The organism is Geobacillus sp. FSL W8-0026 (assembly GCF_037966255.1).
Taxonomy (GTDB): Bacteria; Bacillota; Bacilli; order Bacillales; family Anoxybacillaceae; genus Geobacillus; species Geobacillus icigianus.
In genome coordinates, this window is record NZ_CP150194.1 from 2,833,019 (window position 1) to 2,855,564 (window position 22,546).

Genomic DNA, 22,546 nt, shown 5'->3' on the forward strand with positions numbered 1-22,546 from the left:
CAAAATACTGCTGAGTTCCACCCATTTCTCAATGAGAGAAACCTTGCAGAATCAGCTTTCTTTTCTGAATGAAAATGCCTCCAGTTGGTGTGTGACAGCGATTTTTCACCGGCCTTCTAGTAAAAAAATGAAAACATTTGTGATACGAGGGTTATTCTGTGGTAGTCAAGTAGCAATCGGACAAATATCTGTGAGAGTTTTTAATTCGTTTTAAAAATTGCAACACAGTCTCTTCATCTGCAGGATCATCTTCGAAATGGACAATCTCAATAATTTTTCGGCTGAACTCTTCGAACTTTGGTGGCTGATTGCCGTTTTCATTCGCTATCTTAATGGCTTGATTGAACTCTTTAGCTGTCTTCATTAAGCGATCCACCTGACTTTTGTTTAATTTACGAGAAATGACCCAATCCCAAATAGCAAATGTTTCCGGATCAACGGCAAAATCTCGTAATAGGTCAATATAAAATTCAAGCCGTTCTACTCTCTGTTCCAAAGATTCCTGTCTCAAGAATATCACTCCTCACTTCAGCTTTCGATGACATTAAAACACTACCAACACGAAGAAGTAAGCAATGGTTCGAGCAGCCGAGAGACGTGAGTTCTCATACGCGAGGGTGACTGGTCAACATGCGCGGTCCGGGGGCATCCCGAAGAGTCCCCCCACGATCCTACAATGAACGGAGGGGATCTCATGAAACTCTACGTCGGGATTGACGTGAGCTCGACAGATTTGTACACGTGGATCATGAATCAAGAAGGAAACACCTGCGCCCAATTCAAGGTGGACAACCATCTCCTTGGCACGACCTTCCTTCGCAATCAAATCCTCCTGTGGGCCAACCAGCGCCACCATTCTATCGGGATGGAAGCTACTTGGGTCTACAACTGGCATCCGGCGATGCTTTTCCACCAACTGGAGGAACTCAAGCGGTAGAATCTCAAGGTGTTTGCCATCAATCCAAAGCTTATTCGCAAATTCAAAGAGGCGTACACCGACTTGGATAAAACGGACGGCCTCGATACGCAGATCATTGCCGATCGGCTTCGCTTTGGCCGCTTGAACGTGACGGCTGTCATGCACGAGCCGTTCATTGCGCTGCAGCGACTGACACGCATGCGTTATCATCTCGTCCATCAGCTGACTCGAGAAAAGCAATACTTCCTCCAACACTTGTTTGACAAGTGCAGTTCGTTCAGTCAAGAAGTCGACAGCTCCGTGTTCGGACATACCATTTTAGAACTGCTTATCGAGTCGTTGAGCGTTGATGAAATCTCTCAGATGGACGTGCAACTGCTCGCTGGCTTCTTGTGCCAAAATACCGCAGGACTTTCCTCTTTGCTCATTATTTTATCTTTACTCAATCAAAAAGTAAAGGTCATCTCCCCCCAAAGACGTTTATGGCAAGAAACGAAAAAACGGAAGAGGAAAAGAGCATGTTCCGTAAATTCCCAGATGCTGAACAGCGCGGTCAACCGCCCGAAACAAAGCGCTTTCGGTCAGGACGCTTCCCCACCCCTTTGGCTGAAGGCGGCAGCGTTAGATGCCAGCCTCTGCCAAAATGATCCGTTTCATCACGCCAATCAACGAACAAGATTTGCCGCCTTGAACCCGTTCCTTCGGCTCAACGGCTATCGCCTCACCGCTTCAGAAAAAAGCATATACCATGCGTCGTGACCGGCAAACGATCTGGATGGAAACGTCGGCAAAAAAGTGATCACTGTCGACCCCTTCATCGCCTCGTTGCACATATTTCCGCCCCTCCGTTCCATACTAACGATGACAATACCCGCCAAGGAGGAGAACATATGGTCACAAAGCAACAAGCCACGCTGCCGCCGCAGCACCAGACGCGCCAGCCGGGCCTGCAAACGGAGATGAACCCGCAGCCGGTCACGATCAAAGACTCGTATCAAGGAAGCGGCAAATTGGCGAATAAAGTCGCCATCATCAGCGGCGGCGACAGCGGCATCGGCCGGGCGGTCGCGGTTCATTTCGCCAAAGAAGGAGCCGATGTCGTCATTTTGTATTTGAACGAACACGAGGACGCCGCGGAAACGAAACGGCTCGTCGAACAGGAAGGAAAACAGTGCTTGGCGATCGCCGGCGACGTCGGCGATGAAACGTTTTGCAAAGAGGCGGTGAAACAAACGATCGAGACGTTCGGCAAGCTGGACATCGTCATCAACAACGCCGCTGAACAGCACCCGCAGCCGAACGTTCTCAATATCACCGCGGCACAGCTGGAAAAAACGTTCCGCACGAACGTATTCGGCTACTTTTTCCTAACGAAAGCGGCGCTCCCGCACTTAAAAAACGGCAGCGTCATCATTAACACCGCTTCCATCACCGCCTATGAAGGCAATGAACAGCTGATTGACTATTCAGCAACAAAAGGAGCGATCGTCGCCTTTACCCGCTCGCTGGCCAAAGCGCTCGTCGGCCAAGGCATCCGCGTCAACGGCGTCGCCCCAGGTCCGATTTGGACACCGCTCATCCCGTCGACATTCCAAAGCAGCCAAGTCGCCACGTTCGGCGCCAACACCCCGATGAAACGGCCCGGCCAGCCGAGCGAAGTCGCCCCGTGCTACGTCTTTTTGGCGAGTGACGAATCATCATACATGACCGGGCAAATGCTTCATGTCGACGGCGGCCAATTCATTAGCGGCTGATGGCAGCCGCCGCTGACGACAAACCTTTTACAAAATCGCGTTACCTTTTCTTACAAAAATATGGCACGATGGGAAAACATCGCGTACGATAAAGCTACGATGTTCCCTACTTCTTGACAAGGTGCCCCTCTTCTCTCTGCCCGTCCCGGATGGGGCGGGTGTTTTCTTTGACCGTGAAAGGCGAACGGAGCATGCCCCTGACCGATCTTTGTGTGAATCGTGCCCATCTCTCTTTGGGCGTGCGTTGCCTATGGCAGAGGTTTTGTTTTTGAAAAGGAAGGGACTGAATAAAAGGACGTGCCGGCGGCTATCTCGTCGTAGCGCCGGATTGGAAACCGATTACATGGACTGAAGAAGAGAGAAGCCGAGGGCAGGCATGGGGAAACAAAACCGTCGAAACGTTCCATACTTACGGAACGCCGAATGTCCGAAACGAAGCAAAACAATAACCTGTTCAGCTCCTCTTCCCCCGACCGCCATCGGTGAAAGAGGAGCTTTGTTGTCTCCCTTCAATCTTCGGCCGCTGCCGACTGTCCCCCTTGTTTCACTGCTTTTACTTCGTAATGCCCTACTTCTACATGAAGAATAAACTCCGGTTTGGGCTCATTTCGTTTCGCTTTATGACCGGCGATGTGCGCGTCGCTTTTCTCCCACTTTTTCCAATGTTCTTCCGATTCCCATGTGATCAGAAGCACGACTTCCTCATCACCACGACGCGTTTTTTTTACTAAAATTTTTAAATCAACAAATCCTTCTTGCTGCTCGATGATTCCTGGTTTTTGAAAGCGTTCAACCACTTGGTCAGCGAATCCTTCCGCCACTGTAATTTTGCGCATTTGCACAAACATGAATCCTCTCTCCTTTTTTGGATGGTCATTCCTTTCCTACTTCGCCATTGCCTTCATCATCGCGTTCAGCGATTTGGGCATCATCGGACTTGTGGATCCCCAACATCATGTTCAACTCATCATCATGAATGTCAAACGACTGAATGAATTCGTTGATCACCATTTCGATCGCTTTCAATTCCCCCGTCAACACAGGATGAATCGATTGAAGCTCTGGCGACTGCAACTGCTGCTTTAAGGTCTCACGCTTGACGTATAACCTTTGTAAAAAATCGAGCACCCGTCCCCGTCGAAATGTTTTGGCGCCGCGATGAGGCCCCATGCGCATATGGGGGCCTTTCCAAGGGGGATGACCTTCGAATGAATGCCCATCCCCGGGGAAAAAATGTCCATGCATTTGCTCATCTTTCCTCCTTTCCCATCGTTTCTTTCACTCTCGCCACCGATCGTAAGACACTGGCAAGCACTTCATCTTGCGGAGCAAACTGTTCATTCAAGTAGCGGTTTCATTGCCGGACCAACTCCCATCCTTCATGGTGATCATATCGACGCCTCAGTTCCATCCTTCTCCCCTCCTTTCTGTATACAATTGTATATAAAAATATACAAAAGATCAAATTCTTCATCTCCTGACCGCTAGGAGGCTGGTGAAAAACGGTTGTTTCTCTTGAGCAATGGGGGAACGCTTGAAAGGCGATCCTGATGCGACAAGGCTTATCTATTTGAGAAACGGGCTTGATAAGCGACTTGTCCCCTTAAATCACCGGTCTCCTAGGCTTTATGATTTTCGTTTGCTCACCATGATCATCCGAGAGTACTGATTTTGGCAAACAAAAAAAGACAACGGTTATCTAACCGATGTCTGTAAGAACGAGAATATCATTGGTGTTTACGCACATCGTTTTGAAACGAGCCAATTTTGTTTTTAAGGTTGGCCGCATCAGTCGTAAACAAAATATAAGTATTCGCATGGGTGCGAATGACCAATCTATCGGTTTCCCCGTATGGCGTACCAATTCTGATCGCTGTCTTCTCCTCCCCAGCATAAGTATCGTCAAGTGTTACTTCTACAATATCAGAGAGAGGGATTTCTATGTCCGATAACAGCCAACGAATCACTAAATGATCATTCGATTGTTCTACTTGTATCCCTGCCATACTGTTCCCCTTCCTTTTGGTTCAAAAATGCTGCTTACCGATTGATTCCATTGTATAGTATAATGAATCTCCTATGCAAACATTCTTTAGCCTATCACAATGTTTCTGGTAGGTGAGCCTTAACCAATGCTTGCTTTACAACCAATACAAGATGATAATACAATGAGAATACTGAATGATTATTACTATGATATGTCAGTCCTTTTATAGATTTAAGACTGATTATTTAATAAAGGGAGAGAAGTCATGAGTCGCTCGCTTGTCATAAAAGGAATTGTGGCTGGCTTGGTGTCAGGCATATGGCTTGGCTTGTTTTTTAAAATGCTTGAGGCATATTGGAACATCAAACTGTATACACTGCTTCTAAATATCGATTATGTCCCCGTTTTCAATCGCTTTGCCTTTTCGGAAGCGGTCGAGTTTTCTTTTCATCTACTTATATCGATCGTATTGGCAGTAAGCCTTTTCTATGTTGCGGTCAAGCAACAGTGGACCACTCAGCAAATGTTCATCCGCCTTCCTATTGTTTGCTTTTTGCTTGGTCTTATCCTTTATCCGACAACCGCCCTGTCAGAGCGAACGCCGCCCTTGACCTCAGGCGTGGCGCTCCTTTGCTGGCAAATTGGGCATCTTTTCTACGGAGTCATAGTAAGTTTTTTTCGCTAGAAAATTAAGTGGGGGTAGTTCACCAATACTGAAAAAGAAGGTGACGGTCATGAAGGATCTTCACGAAACGCAAGCAACGGAGGAATATCCGAAAAAAGATAACGAGCAAATTTTTTCGCCCATTGAAGATTTTGAAAGAATCGTAACAGGCGGAGCATGGAAACGAGAGAGCTTGAAAGTAAAATCCGCACCCAAATGGCTTCGGTATTTCAGTTATCTTATATTAGGCTTTGTGATCGTCATCCCTTTGATTGTCTGGATCTTGAATGCATGGTGATGAGGCAAGGTTTCTCAAATGGAGAAAGGCAGATCGCGCGCTGATTGTCTTCACACATCACCGGCCTTCTAGAGGGCCGGTGATTTACTCGTGGGCCCAGCTTTTCCATCTCATTTCTCAACTAGAAAAACTTTGTTGCATCGGTCCTGCTTTTCACGCGTTCCCCCATTGATGAAGGGAATCAGCGGTTTTTCACTGGCCTTCTAAGCTCTATGTAGAAATAGAAAAAGATGCCCGCCCATGCGACGTGCGACGGACACCTTTCCCCAACAGCGCTTCCGTGATCTAGCGCCTTGCACACGACCCCCGCTCGACAAGCCGGTGCGGGATGATGATGCGCTTGATCGGTTCGGCTTCGTTTTCGATTTTTTCCATTAAACTTTTCGCCGCTTCGTAGCCGAGCTGGAAAATGCCGATGTCGATTGAGGTGAGCGGCGGGCGCGACATTTCGGCGAGCAAGGTGTTGTTAAAGCTGACGATCGACACGTCTTCGGGGACGCGCAGGCCGATTTCATCGAGCGTCTTCAGCATCCCGAGCGCCATGAGATCGTCGGCGACCACCAGCCCGGTCGGCGGCTCGGGCAAAGAAAGCAGCTCTTTCATCGCCTCTTGGCCGCCTTCTTGCAAAAACTCCTCATGGATGACGTATTCCGGCCGGTACGGCAGCCCCGCTTCACGAAGCGCCTCTTCATAGCCGGTTTGGCGGTCGATGGTCACCAAATATTGCGGATTGCCCCCGACAAAGGCGATGCGTTCATGGCCGTGGGCGATTAAATAGGTCGTGGCGTCCTTTCCCGCCTGCACGTTGTCGTTGTCGACATGGGTCACTTGTTCCGCCTTTTGGTGCGGCTTGCCGATGACGACGAATGGGAAGTCATGTTTTTGCAAGTATTTCATCAGCTTGTCGTTTTGCCTTGAATAAAGCAAAATGACGCCGTCCACGCGCCGCCCTTGCAGCATCTCGACGACCCGCTCGTAAATGTCGCTCTCTTTTTCCCCGGTCGACATTTGCAAGGCGTACCGCTTTTCATGGGCGGCTTTGCTGATGCCGCGGATCACTTCCGGGAAAAACGGGTTTTGCAGCGCTTGGTCCGCCGAGCTCGGCATGACGATGCCGATCACTTGCGTTGCTTGGCTGGCGAGGCTGCGGGCGATAAAATTTGGATGGTAGCCGAGCTCTTTCATCGCCTCGCGCACCCGCTGCTTCGTTTTCTCGCTGATGCGCGGGCTGTCGGCGATGACGCGCGATACGGTCGACGGCGCGACATTGGCCCGCTTGGCGACATCTTTAATCGTAACGGTCATAGACTCCCTCCTCTCTCGAAAGTTGGTGATTGAAGGAGCGTGTTGCCTCCCCCACTTATTTCTCAAATAGAGAAACCATGCGGCATCCGCTTCTTAGTTTCAAATCACCTGACGTCGGTTAGGGTTTTTTCGCCACCCTCCTAGGAGGCTGGTGATTTAGTGCAAAATACTACTGATTCCATCCGTTTCTCAATTAGAGAAGCTTTGCAAAATCAAGTTTCTTTTCTGAATGAAAATGCCGCCGATTCGTGTGTGACAGCGATTTTTCACCGGCCTTCTAGAAAGGTGAATGCATCGCGGCTTTCTTTATTCATCTGCCCGTTTGGCTCGTTTTTTCACCATGTATAAAAACAAGAGGAATAGCGCGTAAACCGCGACTAGCGCGGCGATAAACGGGATGTTGATTCCCGTTTTGTCCCGCAGTTTGTACACTTCCGCCGTTTCGCGGTCCAATACAAGATCGTAGCCGTCCTCATCGCCGCGGACGAGATCGTCCAATAAAAAGCCGCGCAACTCTTTGTTTTTCGGCAGCTGATCGTTCGTCAAATGAACGTGCTGCGTTTTGCCCGTATTGTTGATGGCGATGACAGTGGTTTCATCCCGGTAGCGCCGCTTGAACACCGCCATGCCGTCTTTTTCATACAAGAGCGTAAAATCGCCGCGCCGCAACGACGGCAGCTGCTGACGGAGCGGGCCGATTTTTTTCAAGTAATCGATGATTTCCGGGTCGGCGCGGAAGTCCATCAACCGGCGGTTGTCCGGATCGGGGCCGCCGTTCATCGCGATTTCCGTCCCATAATACATGATCGGGATGCCCGGGGCGGTGAACAAATACGTCATGGCCAGTTTGATACGCGAAATCGGGTTGTTGCGGTTGTCAATCGCTAGCTTCGTAAACCGCACGGTATCATGGTTGTCCAAAAACGTCCCGAGCCAATACGGGCGGTCGTAAAACGTTTTGTTGTATTCCCAGACATCATAGAGCGGGCGGAGCGAAGCATCGCGCCTCGCAAGCGACTGCTTCACCGCGCCATAGAGCGGGTAATCGACAAACCCGTCGATGCCGTACTTCCCGTAATCGGCGATATAGCGCGGATCGTCGCTCCACACTTCACCGAGAAGGAAAACGTCTTTTTTCACCGCCTTCACTTCTTTAGAAAATTCTTGCCAAAACGATTTCGGCACATGCCGCACCGTATCGAGCCGGTAGCCGTCAATGTCGGTCTCTTTGATCCACCATTTGGCGGCGTCAATGAGGTATTTTTTCACTTCCGGGTTTTCCTGCGCCAAATCGGGAAGCCCATACACCCAGCCGTTTTCTACTTGCTTTTGATTGTTCCAGTCAAAAATCTCTTTCTTCGGGTGGAACCAATCTTTTTTCGCCGGATCATGGAGCCACGGATGGTCGTAGCCAACATGGTTGGCAACAAAGTCCAAAATGACTTTCATGTCGCGCCGGTGCGCCTCTTTGACCAGCGTTTTCAAGTCATCGAGCGTGCCGAAATGCGGGTCGACGCGATAAAAATCTTTGATCCAATACCCATGATAGCCGCCCGGCATGTTTTCAAAAATTGGCGTCAGCCAAATGGCGGTAAACCCCATTTCCTTGATGTAATCGAGCTTCGCGGTCACTCCTTTTACATCCCCGCCAAAATATCCTTTTGGGTCGTTGACATTGACGTCTTGGTCGTTCGTCGGATCCATATTGTTGAAACGGTCGACCATGATGAAATAAATCGCTTCGTCTTGCCACGTCCGTTCTTCTTTTTCCGCCGCCGCAGCCGGCATGGCATAAAAAAGAAGGAACGGAAGGATGAACAGTACACCAAGACGGTTCCCCATTTCCGTTTCCCCCCTTTACTGTGAAAATGTCGAACTGACGCGGGATTTTCATCCCCGGGTGGAGGGCAGATCGCGCTGCCCATGGAACTTTTCTATCCGTTTAGCTGTGTGGAAACGGGTAAGCCCACTATTTATGATAGCGGTTCTTACCCTTTTGTGCCACCCGCTGTTAAGCCAGAAATCAAATATCGCTGCAAGAACAAAAAGACGATGGCAATCGGAGCGGCAATCAAAATCGAGCCGGCGGCGAAGCGAGTGAAGTTGTTGGCAAACCGGTCGCTGATGAAATTGAACAATCCGACCGCCAGCGTAAATTTGTCCGGATCGCGCAAGACGATCGACGGCAGCAAAAAGTCGGTAAACGGCGCCATGAAGTTAAACAAGGCGACAACGGCCAAAATCGGCTTGGCTAACGGGAGCATGATGCGGAAAAAGACGCCGAAATGACCGGCGCCATCGATGCGCGCCGCCTCGTCCAATTCGCGCGGAATCGTGTCAAAATAGCCTTTCACAAGCCAGGCGTTAAACGGAATTTGCCCGCCGACATAAATGAGAATAAGCCCCCAGAGCGAATCGAGCAAATGGAGCATGTCAAGCAAAATATACAGCGCCACCATCGCCATGAGCGAGGGGAACATTTGCAAGACTAAAAACAAGTACAGCCCCGTTTTCCGCCCGACGAATTTGTAACGCGAAAACGCATAAGCGATGAGCGCCGTGAAGAAAACGGACAGCGCTGCGTTCACCGCCGCGACAAACAGGCTGTTTTTATACCAAAGCAAATAATCGCTTTGCGGGCTGGTAAACAGCCATTTGTAATGCTCGAGCGTCCATTTTTCTGGAATGAGCGATGCCGAGTACAAACTTGTACCCGGATTGAGCGACATGCTGATGGTCCAAAGAAGCGGATAAGCGATGACGACAAACATGAACGCGATAAACAAGTAAATGAGCGTGACTTCGATATGCGATTTCCATTTGCGCTTCATTAAATGTTCCCCTCCTCTTTAAAGGAACGGGTGCGCCGGAACTGATAAACAGCAAACCCGCACACAATCAAGCCGATGATGAGCGAAATCGCAGCCGCCATATTGTAGTTGTTCGTCGTAAACGTCAAATCGTACACCCACGAAATAAGAATGTCCGTTCCGCCGGCGTTTTGCCCGCGCACGGCCGGACCGCCATGGTTGAACAAATAGATGATGTTGAAGTTATTGAAGTTCCCCGCGTATTGCATGATCAACAGCGGAGCCGTGGCGTACAGCACATGCGGCAAGGTGATCGATTTAAACTTTTGCCAGCGCGTCGCCCCGTCGATATCGGCCGCTTCGTACCAATCGCGGGAAATGCTTTGCAAAACGCCGGTAAATAACGCAAACACAAACGGGAAACCAAGCCATGTCTGAATCAAGATGAGCGCCACTCTCGTCCAAAACGGGTCGGTCATCCACGGAACCGACAACCCAAACAAACTCAGCACCTCACGGTTGATCGCCCCGAATTTATCGTTAAACATCGCGGCAAACACCAAAATCGTGACAAACGCCGGCACGGCCCACGGCAAAATGAGCACCGTGCGGATGAATCGTTTCAACTTAATGCGCGGATCGTTGACGAGCAGCGCCAAAAACAGCCCAAGCGCGATTTGCATCGTCGTCGCTACGACCGTCCAGACGATCGTCCACGCGAGGACGCTGAAAAACGTGCTTTTCCAAATCGGAATGGAGACTAAGTTTTTGAAGTTGTCAAATCCGACCCAATTCAACAAATGCCGCGGCGGTGAATGATACAAGTTGTAGTCCGTAAAGGCGAGCGACACCATGAACAGCAGCGGCAGCACAACGATAAACAAAAGCATGACAAGCCCAGGCGTGACAAAAATGTACGGAAATCCTCGGTCCCATGCGTTCCGGCACGACTCAACAAGCGAGGGAAACGGCTCGCCGCGCTGCCGCCGGCGGGCGTCGTTGCGGGCGTCAATGACGTTGGCAACGTGCAACGCAACGGCAAAAGCGATGATGATCACGGAAACAAGCCCTTGAATCAACAAGAAAATCGAATGATCGAGCATCGGGATTTCGCCGAGGGTCACCAGCCCCCACAGCCCGATATTCAAAAAGTTATAAAAGGTGATAAGGAACGCCGCTTCGATGATGAGGAACAAAATTCCTTTGATATAGCGGCGGTTGTACAATTGTCCAAGGCCGGCAAACAGCAATGACAGCGCCATCGCCACCGCCGGCCGATGACGGACGTTCGCTTCCGGCATCGGAACTCCCTCCTATCGATGGATAAGAACGGTGGATAGGGATGATCCTATCCACCGCCATATGACGTGTTATTTTCCAGCACCGCTGGCCGCGATTTTGTCTTGAATCGTTTTGACCGCTTCGCTGAGCACCGCTTTCGGGTTATCGCCTTTCGCGATGAATTGCAGCGCGTTGCCCATCGGCTCCCATACTTGCGACATTTCCGGCACGTTCGGCATCGGTTCGCCGTATTGGATTTGCTCAGCAAAGCCGGCGATCAGCGGGTCGTTCGTGATTTTTTCGTTCGTCAACGCTTTTTCGTTTGCTGGCATTTCGCCGGCCACTTCATAGTAGTGAAGCGAGTTTTCTTCGTTCGTCACAAATTTCATGAAATCGACTGCCCACGCTTTGTTTTTCGAATAAGCGGACAACATCCATGTTTTGACACCCACAAACGATTTCGGATGTTCGCCGTTGTCGAGCACCGGCAGCGGTGCCGTTGCCAGCTTGTCGCCTAACGCTTCCTTGTACGAAGCAATGTTCCACGGACCGGTGATGGCGACTGCCACCTTTCCTTTTGTAAACAGCCCGTTCATAATATCGCTGGTGATTTCTTTCGGGATGTAGCCGTTTTTAAACCACGATCGGACGAGCTCTGCTCCCTTGACGGCTCCGTCGTTGGCCAAACCGATGTCGCTCGTATCGTATTTGCCGTTTTCATTTTTGAACACATAGCCGCCGTAGCCGGCGAAGAACGGATAAACGAAGTAGAAGTTCGCCGCTTCCATTAAAAAGCCGTATTGGTCTTTCGCCGCATTCGTTTTTTCTTTAGCGATCTTCATCAACTCATCCATCGTTTTCGGCGCTTCCGGCACTAAATTTTTGTTATAGAACACGCCGTATGTTTCCACAACCGCCGGCACACCGTACGTTTGTCCGTCATACGTCACCGCATTGACAGCGGTCTCGCTGTACTCGCCTTTCGCATCGCCAAGATCAACCGGATCGGCCAGCCCTTGCAGCACAATGTCGCCGATGCGGTCATGCGGCTGGTAGAACACGTCCGGCCCTTTGCCGGCTGGACCGTCAAGCGCCAATTTTTTTGTTTGATCCAGCATTTTGACAGCAACCATTTGGATTTGGATGCCGGTTTTTTGTGTATACTTTTGAAAAATATCTTTCAACGCTTGTTTTTGTTTTTCATCGTCGTTCACCCAAACGACCAGCTTTTCCGGTTTCTTCGCTTCTTCGGTCCCATTGTTGGTCTGTTTTGGCTGCTCCGCATCCCGCTTCGGCCCGCAGGCGGAAAGCAGACCGACCAAGAGCACCGTCATGAGAAACAACGACAACGCTTTTCTCATAATCCCCCTCCTAAACAAGAAAGTTTGAGAACACGGCCACAGTGCAACCATCAGGAAATCGTTTGCACAAATAAACAACGACATTATCGATGAAAACGATTGCACCGCTCATTTCTATTATATCGCCTTTTTTCTATTTTACAAGCTCTTTTTCTATAAAATTTGACTTTTCTTCTCTTCTTGTTTTACTCTTTTTTTAAAGAGGAAATGATGCAAACGATTGCTTTTGTAAGGAGGATGCCCCGTGTTCAAAGAGGCTGTTTACCATCGTCCAACGGACAATTTCGCTTATGCTTATGACGAACGAACGCTTCATCTTCGGCTTCGGACCAAAAAAGGGGATGTCGACAAGGTGGAGCTGCTGCACGGCGACCCATACGAATGGCGGAACGGCGCTTGGCAATTCGAAACGATGCCGATGAAAAAAACAGGAAGCGATGAATGGTTTGACTACTGGCTGGCGGAAGTGCAGCCGCCATACCGACGGCTGCGCTACGGATTTGTGCTCCACGCCGGGGAGGAGACGCTCGTCTATACGGAAAAAGGGGTTTATCTGACGCCGCCTGCCGATGACACCGCTTACTACTTTTGTTTTCCGTTTCTCCATGAGGTCGATTTGTTCCATGCCCCCGAGTGGGTGAAAGACACCGTCTGGTATCAAATTTTTCCAGATCGATTCGCCAACGGCAACCCGGCCATCAACCCCGAGGGAGTACGGCCGTGGGGAAGTGAAGATCCGACGCCGACCAGCTTTTTTGGCGGCGACTTGCAAGGAATCATCGACCATCTCGATTACCTAGTTGACCTTGGCATCAGCGGCATTTACTTGACGCCGATTTTTCGCGCACCATCTAACCATAAATATGATACCGCTGACTATTTGGAAATCGATCCCCACTTTGGGGATAAAGAAACGTTGAAGACGCTTGTCCAACGTTGCCATGAAAAAGGCATCCGCGTCATGCTTGACGCCGTATTCAACCATTGCGGCTACGAGTTCGCGCCGTTTCAAGATGTGCTGAAAAACGGGGAATCGTCGCCGTATAAAGATTGGTTTCACATTCGCGACTTTCCGCTGCAAAGCGAGCCGCGGCCGAATTACGACACGTTCGCGTTCGTCCCGCAAATGCCGAAGCTCAACACCGCCCATCCGGACGTGAGACGCTACTTGCTTGATGTCGCGACATATTGGATTCGCGAATGCGATATTGATGGCTGGCGGTTGGATGTTGCCAATGAGATCGACCACGAGTTTTGGCGTGAATTTCGCCGCGCGGTGAAAGCTCAAAAACCGGACGTATACATCCTCGGAGAAATTTGGCATGATGCGATGCCGTGGCTGCGCGGCGACCAGTTTGACGCCGTGATGAATTATCCCGTTGCAGACGCGGCGCTTCGCTTTTTCGCCAAAGAAGAGATAAACGCCCGTGAGTTCGCCGAGCGATTGATGCGCGTGCTTCATTCGTATCCGGCCACCGTCAATGAGGCGGCTTTCAACTTGCTTGGCAGCCATGATACACCGAGAATCCTCACCGTTTGCGGCGAGGATGTCCGCAAGGCAAAGCTGTTGTTTCTGTTCCAGCTGACATTCACCGGCTCACCGTGCATTTATTACGGAGATGAAATCGGCATGACGGGCGGAAATGATCCCGGGTGCCGAAAATGCATGATCTGGGACGATGACAAGCAGCATCGCGGCCTGTATGAGCACGTCAAACAGCTGATTGCGCTCCGCCGCCAATACCGGGCTTTGCGTCGGGGCCATATCGCCGTTTTGCATGCCGATGAGCAAACAAATCAATTGGTTTATGAAAAAACAGACGGGGACGAAACCGTTGTCATTATCATCAACCGCAGCAACCAGGCAGCCGACATTCCACTCCCGTTCAACGCCAAAAAGAAACGGTTGGTCAACCTGCTCACCGGCGAACGGTGGGCGGCCGAAGCGGATGGCCTTTCCGTCTCGTTGCCGGCGTATGGGTTTGCGCTCTATGCCGTGGAGAAGTAGCCGTTTTACCGAGAAGATTCCCCCGAGATAAAGAAAACGAAACGATTGCCATAGTGAAAAAATCAAAGGGCGCCGAGTCTGACGCCCTCCTTGCACGCGCAGCCGCTATTCTTTAATGCTGATGATATTTTTCGGTCCGCAAGCTCTCGTCTAACCTAACAAGCAACAGTCATTCTGTAATCACAATGCCGTAATGTTCAAACCAAACATGCACTTGGCCAAGGTAAGCGAGCAGCTGCGGGCCGGTCATCAGCTGGCCGAACCATGGCACTTGGAACGATTTCCCTTCCGATTCAATGAGCGCAGTCAATTTTTCTCGGTCGAACAGCTCATGCAAAATGGAAGAGCGATCGCGGAGCAGCTGCTCCAGCCATTGTTTGACGAGTTTCGTATAGTAGGGATGATGCGTTTTCGGATACGGGCTTTTCTTCCGGTAGAGCACCTCCGTGGGCAACAGCCCTTCGAGCGCCTTGCGCAAAATGCCCTTTTCGCGGCCGCCATACATTTTCATCTCCCACGGGATGTTCCAGACATATTCAACGAGCCGATGATCGGCAAACGGCACGCGCACCTCAAGGCTCGCTCCCATGCTCATTCGATCTTTTCGGTCAAGAAGCGTCGTCATAAACCAAATCATATTTAAGTAAAACCACTCGCGCCGTTTGGCGTCTTCAGCGCTCTCCCCCTCAAGGCGCGGCACCTCGGCCATCGTTTCTTCATAGCGCATTTGCACGTAATCGTCGAGCCGAAGCTTTTGCCGCCATTCCTCTTTTAACAGGCCGATGCGCGCCTCAATCGATCGCATCCACGGGAATCCTTTGCGCGCTAAATCATCCGGGCGGTGAAACCACGGATAGCCGCCGAAAATTTCATCGGCACATTCCCCAGACAAACTGACGACAAATTGCTCACGAATTTGCTTGCAAAACCAAAGAAGCGACGAATCAATATCCGCCATGCCGGGAACATCGCGGACGATGACGGCATCCCGCAAATGGCTGAACAGTTCGTCTTGAGTGATCACACAACGATGATGAATCGTTTGAAATTGGCTTGATACTTGTTCAATAAACGGCGCATCCGTATTGGGCTGAAAATCGTTTGCTTGGAAATAGCGATCGTTTCCTTCGTAATCAATCGAGTACGTATGCAGCGGCCCCCGGCCATCGGCAGCAAACGCCGTCGCCGCGATGGCCGTAATGGCGCTCGAGTCGACACCGCCTGATAAAAACGTGCATACCGGCACATCGGAAACCAATTGGCGCTTGACCGCATCGGTCAATAAAAAACGAAGTTTCTCCACCGTTTCGGCAAACGAATCGCGGTGGATGTCGCTTTCGACGTTCCAATACCGCCAACGGCGAAGCCCGGAGCGAGAGAACGTGAGCGCGTGCGCCGGACGCAGTTCTTGAATGCCGCAAAACACCCCGTGCCCCGGCGTCCGCGACGGCCCGAGACCGAATACTTCCGCCAGCCCTTCGCCGTTGATTTCCGCTTTTACTTCCGGATGGGCCAAAATCGCCTTGATTTCCGATCCAAACAGCAGCCCCCCGTCTGCTTGGCGATAAAACAGCGGCTTGACGCCGAGTCGATCGCGCGCCATAAACAGCTGCTCGCGCTCCTCATCCCAAACGGCGAAGGCAAAAATGCCGTTGAGCCAGTCGACGCATTGCTCTTTCCATTCCATATAGGCAGCAAGCAGCACTTCGGTATCGGAATGGCCTTCAAACGTATAGCCTTTGCCCAGCAGTTCCCTGCGAATCTCTTCTGTATTATACAGCTCGCCGTTATAGACGATCGTATACCGGTGCCCACGTTGGTGCCGGGCCATCGGCTGCTTGCCGCCCGCCGGATCTACGACGACGAGCCGCTTGTGGCCAAAGGCGACATGAACATCCAACCAAATGTTGGTATCGTCCGGTCCGCGCTGAGCCAGCGTCTCGGTCATGTGAGCAATGACCGCCTGCTCGCGGCGCAAATCGCGGCCGAAATGGACCCAGCCAGTGATGCCACACATATGAATCAATCCTTTCCTGATCGAAAATGGCAAACAGGCGTTCCCCGCCTTCTCCATTTCCTTTCCCGTCTCGTTTTTCACGGCATTGGTCAGCGATCGCCCGTTTTGACGACACGACCGCCCATTTTCCATCGGCATGGTTTCATTTTATGCAGCGTCTTTTCGTTCGTTGAATTGTCCAATCATGGCCACCGCACGAATAAACAAACAAAAAAATGGAAAAAACGAACACAAGGAGGAGGAAACGCCGTGACGATCCAAGAACGACTGCAATCGATTGCTGAACAACCGCGGGCTTATGTGCATGGAACTGCCGAGTTGGTCAATGACGAATGGATCTTTTTTGATGACGAATCCGACGAAGCGTCTTTAGTGGAGGAAGTCGCGGAACAAGGGATCGAACTGTTCCGCGGCGGGCATTGGTTATCCGGTCAATGGCAGGAAAACGGCGCCGTCGCCACCGATCTTGGCGTTTTTCCTGTTCGCCATGGCGATCGCCTCCGTTTTCGCAAGCCATTGACCTATGCGTATCAACAGTGGCTTCTTTCCCTATCTGACCCATCCTTTTTCCAGTTCGTTCATTGGCTGAACGGCCTAGGTTTTTCTCTTTACGATTGTTTGTATTGCTATAATGGCTTGCTGTTCGGCCGCCCTATCGGTGTGAACTTTATCATTTATGATAACAGCGAGCAAATCGGCAGCGTCCACCATTATTATGAGCGCGGAAAACGGGCGAGCGACCGCTTTGAAATCACCTTCAACAGCGGAAAGCGGGCCATTTGCGCCCAGATGGGCTGACCGGCAGCCCGCCTTGGGAGCGTGCGAAACCTTCCGTTGCGCCGCTTTGCCCGATGAGCGGGCTTCGGCCGTTTGGGCGGCAGCATGACCGCTAGACGATTTATTTCCGAACTCCGGCCACATACGGAGTCGCCTCTTCCGCCATCAGCGGCGGGCATAGCGCGTACCCTTGCGCATACGTGCATTGCAAATCGCGGAGCCGATCGAGCTGTTCGGCCGTTTCCACCCCTTCCGCGATCGTCTCGAGCCCGAGCCCTCGTCCCATCGTGATCATCGCTTTGACAATCGCCTCATCCGACGCGTTCGTATGCAAGTGCTCAATAAACGCCCGGTCGATTTTCAAAATGGTGGCCGGCAGCTGTTTTAAATAATGAAACGACGAATATCCGCTGCCAAAATCGTCGACAGCGATCCCAACCCCTAGCCGCCTCAGTTCATCCATAGTTCGCAGCGTGCTGGGGAGATGGCGCAACATCGAATGTTCGGTCAGTTCAAGATGCAGGCAAGACGGCGGCAGCTGCGACTGTCTGAGCGCCTGTTTCACATCGCCGACAAACCGTTCGTGCTGAAACTGGACGGCGGAGACATTGACAAACACCGCTAGATCATCGTTGCCTGTCATCTTCTGCCATCGTTTCGTTTGCAGGCACGCCGTCCGCAACACCCAGCGGCCGATTTCATGAATGACCCCGGTTTCCTCGGCCAGCGGGATAAACTCATCCGGACGCACGAGACCGAGTTTCGGATGACGCCAGCGAACGAGCGCCTCCGTCGCCTTCACCGCCCCTGTATGTATGTCCACGATCGGCTGATAACAAAGAAACAGTTCATTTTCTTCCACCGCCTTGCGCAAATAGCTGTCCATTTCGAGCCGATGCAGCGCCTCCTCATTCATTTGGGCACTGTACCGCTCGACCCGGTTGCCGCCGACCTTTTTGGCCCGATTGACTGCGATGTCCGCGTGGCGCAACAGCGCCTGCTCATCCGCTCCATCGTCAGGAAAAACTGCGAGCCCGATGCTCGCGGTAATAAAAAATTCTTTTTCGCCATACACGGTCGGCTTCGCGACTTCCCGCACAACGCGGAGCGCCGTTTCCATCGCCCCTTCTTCCGTTTTGAGCGAAAAAAACAAGCAAAACTTGTCGCCGTGAAACCGGCCAAGCGCGGCGCCGACGGGCAAGACGCGTTGAATGCGCTCGACAAGCTGGCGCAAAACGCCATCACCGGCGTAATGGCCGATGCTGTCGTTGATCCATTTAAACCGATCCAAGTCGATCAACGCAACGGCTGTTTTTCGTTGCTTCCGCCTCGCTTTCTCAAGCTGCTCAGCCAGCAGCTCTTCCCACTTCGTCCGATTCGGCAAATTCGTATCGGGATCGTAATACGCCAAATAGGCGATTTTTTCTTCCGCTTTTTTTTGCTCCGTAATATTGTGCCCGATCCCATAAATGCCGACCTTTTTTCCATCGATGATGATCGGGATGTTTTTGATTTGAAAAAGAAGGCGCTCCCCTGCTTTCGTTGGGATTTCCAGCTGATACGTTTGCACCATCCCGCGCAGCGCCCGATAAAAATAACGGATGACGCGCGGGATGTCGCTCGGTTGAATATACTTGAGCGAGTTCGTATGCAAAATCTCCTCTTTCCGGTAGCCCAGCACGCGCTCAAAGGCTGGATTGACGCTCGTAAAATACCCATGCAAATCGGTCGAATAGACAATATCTGTATTATGTTCAAACAACGACTTATACCGTTGCTCCGACATTTGCAGGCGGGCATGGAGGCGCTCCATATCACGCGATGCGGTGGCCATCAACTGGGCCAAGGCCATCACCCCATCAGGCGGCGTCGGCAACGGCGCTGGCAGCCCACTGTCTGCCACTGCCGATGTTTCCGACAGCGAAACCGCAGCAAACACGGCCGGTCGCACCGGAGCATAAGCGTCTTTAACGATCACTTCCACCGCGGGGAATAATGCCGCTGGCTGCAGAGCCGCCGCCATGCCGTCAAACAAGGAACGTGTATACCCGCCCAGCGCCGCGCTATGATACAGCCACATTCCGCCGGTTGGCTGCTTGGCGGCTTGTCCAGCCAAATCGCGCCCACTCCAGTACAGCGACGGGGCATGCACATAAGAAAACCGCACTTTTTCCCCTTCACGGACGCGGCCGCGCACGACAACCGCCCCGTCTTGATCAACCGCCACAATCGGCAGGCAAACATCCTGCCCATTCCGTTCCACTAGAAACGGGAACTCCACTCCCGACAGCGGCAAACGGTCAATGAACTCTTTTCCCAAGTATCGTTCCAAATAAAGCGACGCCTTTTGTCCCTCCAGCTCCACAAGCCGCTGGCCGCGGCTTTTCGTCACGGTGAACGCCAACCCAACCGGCTCCCACAAAAACGGCGCAAAGCAGTGGCTGCGAAGCGCCGGGCCACTGAACGAAACAGCGACTCCCCCGCCCTCCAACCGGCCGTCACGCGAAACTAGCACGCTATGTTCCGGCAGCGCGCACCCAACGATGACCATCCGCTCATTCACCAGCGGCACATGGCGAAGCAAAGAAGGCAAATCCGCGCGGCGATCGGTCAGCAGCAGCAGCCAAGCGGTATCGTCACGAAGGATCGCCTCGGCCACCAACGCTGCCAGCTCTGTGGGACGGGCGAATTCACTCGCCGGCAGCTCCAGCATGGAAACGCTGGAAACGGCCAGTGAAGCGGCACCGATCGTGAGTGAAGCGTCCCCCACCATAGCCAGCGGGCTAGTCATCCCGATCACTTCGGATTGCGGCCAATGGTGAGCCAGCGCCTCAATCGCGCGGCGCACGTCCGTTTCATCATGGCCAGCAACTTGTACAAACGGAGGCTCGTCCGCTAAGAAGCGATGCTCCCTAAGCCAATCATGCAACTCCTCTACGCGGCGGCAGCCAAAAAACCGCATCAACGATCAGACCCCCTTTCATTGGACATCCGGAAAAGCCCGAGTGGAGCCGATCGAACAATCAGGCGAGCAAGCAGCCCCACCTCTCATGCCCCACGCTTCTCAACCAAGCAACCGCCAGAAGGCCACCATCCCAACCGTTCATTATGAAAAACCGCCCCCTCGTCCATTTCTCTGAAATAGTCGACTCGTAAGCGCCGGGCAGAGCAGTCAGCCGGGTCGCTTCGAACAAAAACCGCTTGAGAACCGCCGTTTTTCGTCACAGTTATTCGGACAGAAAAGATCCATGGTCAACGTTTTGCCCTCCACCCGGGGGAGGAAAATCCGCGTCAGTCCTGCATTTTTACAGAAAAGATCCACGAGCAAGGTTTTGCCCTCCATCCGGGGAGGAAAATCCGCGTCAGCTCGGCATGTTCACGGAAAGTTCCATGGGAGACGTTTTGCCCTCCATCCGGGGAGGAAAATCTCGCGTCAGTTCAATATGTTCACGGAAAGTTCCATGGAGAGCGCGACCTGCCCTCCACCCGAGGATGAAAAGGGCCGCTTGCCAACATTTTTTCACAGAAAATTAGGAAAATAAAAAGCAGCGTTCCCTTTCCCCCTTTCCGGCGCGGAAAGGCCGCTTCTCCCTCATCTTCATGGGCAGCCAAGCTGCAGCCGGCGGATCGTTTGGCGATCGCCGGCGGACAGGAGCGGGCTTTCTCGCCGTGAACAGAAGCCGCCGGTTGATCCCGGCGCGGCGAAAAAGCGGCTGACCGAAAAAGCGATCTCCCTTCAAGAAAGACGCAACATATCGTGTGGCAGAGAAGGAGCCGTTGTTTGTCTATGGCGATGAGAGAGGGCGTCCCGGCCTTTTGGGATACCCCCTTTGTTGCGCCTAAAACAAGTCAAAACCGAGCGGCAGCATCAACCCTAAAAACAGCGTGACCACGAGCGCAACGATCCATTGCGTCCATCCTGCCGCCGTGCGTTTTCCTTTTTTTTCTGCCGCTAATACCATTTCCATCGCCCCAATCACCCACAGTCCGGCGAGCGCCTTCAACCAATAAAGCGGTGAAATCGTCGTGATGCCATGCAACAGCATCAACCCTGTCGCCAGCGTAATAAGGTAAAACAGCCGCAACACCATTTGCACAACCTTCGCCTTGCCTGCTCCCCGCCGCACCATCGATACGGCGATGAGAAACAGCACGATCGTGATCAGCCAGCTCGTAATATGAGCATGCGTCAATGTCCATCCCTCCAACGTTTCCATGTTCATCCCCATCATAGCATGGGCGGCGGATCATTGACAAACACGATGACAGCCGAACGCGTCGTTTCCCGCTTCCCGAACCGCGAGCGGCGACTGGAAAGGGGCGGCTTTTTGCGGCCGTGGCAGCAGCACAGCCGGCGCTTGGTCGCCGTCGGCTGCCTACGCGCAAGTTACTCGCCCACTTGGTTGCGCAGCGTGCCGATTCCTTCAACCGTGACCTCAACGACATCGCCCGGTTGCAAAAACCGCGGCGGATTCATCCCTTTTCCGACTCCCGCCGGCGTGCCTGTGGCGATCACGTCGCCCGGTTCAAGGGTGATGCCTTTGGAAATCGTCTCAATGATCGCTTCCAGCGAAAAAATGAGTTGCGTAGTGCTCGCCTGCTGGCGCACTTCGCCGTTGACCCGCGTTTCAATCCGCAAGTCGTTCGCGTGTGGGAGCAGCGATTTAGGCACAATCCACGGCCCCATCGGACAAAACGTATCCAAACTTTTTCCGAGGAAATACTGTTGGTGCCGCTCTTGCAAATCTCTGGCGGTCACATCATTGATGATCGTGTATCCAAATACGTAATCGAGCGCTTCCTCGCGGCGGATCGCTCGCCCCCGTTTGCCAATGACCACCGCCAGCTCCCCTTCGTAATCAACTTCATCAGTGACATCGGCATGGCGCAAAATCGTTTCACCATGGCCAATCACCGTCGTCGGCGGTTTTGTAAACACAATCAAATGTTCGGGAATCGCGGAGCCGCCGAGCTCAAGGGCGTGATCAGCGTAGTTTTTCCCAATGCAAAAAATGTTTTTGGCCGGCCGTGGAATCGGGGCCAACAAACGAACGGCATCAAGGTGAAAGACGTAGTCGGGCTTCGGCTGGCGAAGCGCCCAATCAACGACCTCTTGCGCCCGCGCCAAAAATCGCTCTCCTTGCGCGATCGCAGCCAACATCGAAGCCGGTATCGTCTCCGTTCCGCTCATGGCCCGCTCCGCACCGCGCAAATGAATCACCGTCGTTTCCCCTTCTGACACGGCTCCAACAAACGATTCTCCGTTGACAACCGCTGTGACAAGCTTCATATCCTTCTTCCTTTCCATAATCCGTCTTCCGTTGCCCTAGCAAAAACGCGGGTCAGCGCCCTCGACCGTTTCTGC

Annotated in this window: 20 protein-coding genes; 7 read left to right on the forward strand and 13 right to left on the reverse strand. The window is 52.2% G+C overall.

The window, feature by feature from the left end; genetic code table 11:
• Window positions 1-151: 151 nt before the first annotated feature.
• Window positions 152-511 carry a DUF1878 family protein gene (locus NST29_RS14185; RefSeq protein WP_197055014.1) on the reverse strand — a complete coding sequence of 120 codons (360 nt, stop codon included), beginning with the start codon at window positions 509-511 and terminating at the stop codon, window positions 152-154.
• A gap of 183 nt (window positions 512-694) precedes the next feature.
• Between NST29_RS14185 and NST29_RS14190 the strand changes: the two genes are divergently transcribed.
• From NST29_RS14190 to NST29_RS14200, 3 genes are all read left to right on the forward strand, one after another.
• Window positions 695-937 (forward strand): hypothetical protein, encoded by a 243-nt coding sequence (locus tag NST29_RS14190; RefSeq protein WP_339232316.1) that lies wholly within the window; start codon window positions 695-697, stop codon window positions 935-937.
• Window positions 938-946: 9 nt separating this feature from the next.
• Window positions 947-1,678: a transposase gene (locus NST29_RS14195; RefSeq protein ID WP_339232318.1), complete on the forward strand. Its 732-nt coding sequence runs from the start codon at window positions 947-949 to the stop codon at window positions 1,676-1,678.
• Between the two features lie 131 nt (window positions 1,679-1,809).
• Entirely contained in the window at window positions 1,810-2,673 is an 864-nt protein-coding gene (locus NST29_RS14200) for an SDR family oxidoreductase (RefSeq protein ID WP_033019728.1), read from the forward strand.
• A 509-nt stretch (window positions 2,674-3,182) separates the two neighbouring features.
• Here the strand turns inward: NST29_RS14200 and NST29_RS14205 are convergent.
• The 3 genes from NST29_RS14205 to NST29_RS14215 all read right to left on the reverse strand — a co-directional run bounded on the left by NST29_RS14205 (window position 3,183) and on the right by NST29_RS14215 (window position 4,679).
• Window positions 3,183-3,521, reverse strand: coding sequence for an antibiotic biosynthesis monooxygenase (locus NST29_RS14205; protein ID WP_033019720.1), 339 nt, complete (start codon window positions 3,519-3,521; stop codon window positions 3,183-3,185).
• Window positions 3,522-3,546: 25 nt separating this feature from the next.
• Window positions 3,547-3,849: a hypothetical protein gene (locus NST29_RS14210; RefSeq protein ID WP_235207600.1), complete on the reverse strand. Its 303-nt coding sequence runs from the start codon at window positions 3,847-3,849 to the stop codon at window positions 3,547-3,549.
• A 551-nt stretch (window positions 3,850-4,400) separates the two neighbouring features.
• On the reverse strand, window positions 4,401-4,679 hold the full coding sequence (locus NST29_RS14215) for a hypothetical protein (protein ID WP_033019716.1): 279 nt from the start codon (window positions 4,677-4,679) through the stop codon (window positions 4,401-4,403).
• Between the two features lie 246 nt (window positions 4,680-4,925).
• On the opposite strand from NST29_RS14215, the gene NST29_RS14220 reads away from it, so the two are divergent.
• Together NST29_RS14220 and NST29_RS14225 are read left to right on the forward strand one after the other, a co-directional pair.
• Entirely contained in the window at window positions 4,926-5,345 is a 420-nt protein-coding gene (locus NST29_RS14220; protein WP_033019715.1) for a DUF1422 family protein, read from the forward strand.
• Window positions 5,346-5,394: 49 nt separating this feature from the next.
• Entirely contained in the window at window positions 5,395-5,622 is a 228-nt protein-coding gene (locus NST29_RS14225; protein ID WP_033019713.1) for a hypothetical protein, read from the forward strand.
• 285 nt (window positions 5,623-5,907) lie between these two features.
• On the opposite strand, the gene NST29_RS14230 is transcribed toward NST29_RS14225, so the two are convergent.
• The 5 genes from NST29_RS14230 to NST29_RS14250 all read right to left on the reverse strand — a co-directional run bounded on the left by NST29_RS14230 (window position 5,908) and on the right by NST29_RS14250 (window position 12,379).
• A complete protein-coding gene (locus tag NST29_RS14230; RefSeq protein ID WP_033019711.1) occupies window positions 5,908-6,927 on the reverse strand; it encodes a LacI family DNA-binding transcriptional regulator in 1,020 nt (339 codons plus the stop codon).
• A 306-nt stretch (window positions 6,928-7,233) separates the two neighbouring features.
• Complete coding sequence (locus tag NST29_RS14235) at window positions 7,234-8,769, reverse strand: alpha-amylase family glycosyl hydrolase (protein WP_339232322.1); 1,536 nt, start codon at window positions 8,767-8,769, stop codon at window positions 7,234-7,236.
• Between the two features lie 146 nt (window positions 8,770-8,915).
• Window positions 8,916-9,758, reverse strand: coding sequence for a sugar ABC transporter permease (locus NST29_RS14240; protein ID WP_033019707.1), 843 nt, complete (start codon window positions 9,756-9,758; stop codon window positions 8,916-8,918).
• Window positions 9,758-11,038: a sugar ABC transporter permease gene (locus NST29_RS14245; RefSeq protein WP_033019706.1), complete on the reverse strand. Its 1,281-nt coding sequence runs from the start codon at window positions 11,036-11,038 to the stop codon at window positions 9,758-9,760. The genes NST29_RS14240 and NST29_RS14245 overlap by 1 nt, the downstream gene beginning before the upstream one ends.
• Before the next feature lie 69 nt (window positions 11,039-11,107).
• Window positions 11,108-12,379, reverse strand: coding sequence for an extracellular solute-binding protein (locus NST29_RS14250; RefSeq protein ID WP_033019704.1), 1,272 nt, complete (start codon window positions 12,377-12,379; stop codon window positions 11,108-11,110).
• Window positions 12,380-12,623: 244 nt separating this feature from the next.
• Between NST29_RS14250 and NST29_RS14255 the strand changes: the two genes are divergently transcribed.
• Window positions 12,624-14,387 carry an alpha-glycosidase gene (locus NST29_RS14255; protein ID WP_033843229.1) on the forward strand — a complete coding sequence of 588 codons (1,764 nt, stop codon included), beginning with the start codon at window positions 12,624-12,626 and terminating at the stop codon, window positions 14,385-14,387.
• Between the two features lie 169 nt (window positions 14,388-14,556).
• On the opposite strand, the gene asnB is transcribed toward NST29_RS14255, so the two are convergent.
• Window positions 14,557-16,404 carry an asparagine synthase (glutamine-hydrolyzing) gene (asnB, locus tag NST29_RS14260; protein ID WP_033019752.1) on the reverse strand — a complete coding sequence of 616 codons (1,848 nt, stop codon included), beginning with the start codon at window positions 16,402-16,404 and terminating at the stop codon, window positions 14,557-14,559.
• A 249-nt stretch (window positions 16,405-16,653) separates the two neighbouring features.
• Here asnB and NST29_RS14265 point away from each other — a divergent pair, with 249 nt between their 5' ends.
• A complete protein-coding gene (locus NST29_RS14265; protein WP_339232325.1) occupies window positions 16,654-17,202 on the forward strand; it encodes a DUF2777 domain-containing protein in 549 nt (182 codons plus the stop codon).
• Between the two features lie 100 nt (window positions 17,203-17,302).
• On the opposite strand, the gene NST29_RS14270 is transcribed toward NST29_RS14265, so the two are convergent.
• From NST29_RS14270 to NST29_RS14280, 3 genes are all read right to left on the reverse strand, one after another.
• Window positions 17,303-20,143, reverse strand: a complete 2,841-nt coding sequence (locus tag NST29_RS14270; RefSeq protein WP_339233000.1) for an EAL domain-containing protein — start codon at window positions 20,141-20,143, stop codon at window positions 17,303-17,305.
• An 877-nt stretch (window positions 20,144-21,020) separates the two neighbouring features.
• Window positions 21,021-21,374 (reverse strand): YisL family protein, encoded by a 354-nt coding sequence (locus tag NST29_RS14275; RefSeq protein WP_033019750.1) that lies wholly within the window; start codon window positions 21,372-21,374, stop codon window positions 21,021-21,023.
• A gap of 194 nt (window positions 21,375-21,568) precedes the next feature.
• Window positions 21,569-22,471, reverse strand: a complete 903-nt coding sequence (locus NST29_RS14280; RefSeq protein WP_033019690.1) for a fumarylacetoacetate hydrolase family protein — start codon at window positions 22,469-22,471, stop codon at window positions 21,569-21,571.
• Window positions 22,472-22,546: the final 75 nt, after the last annotated feature.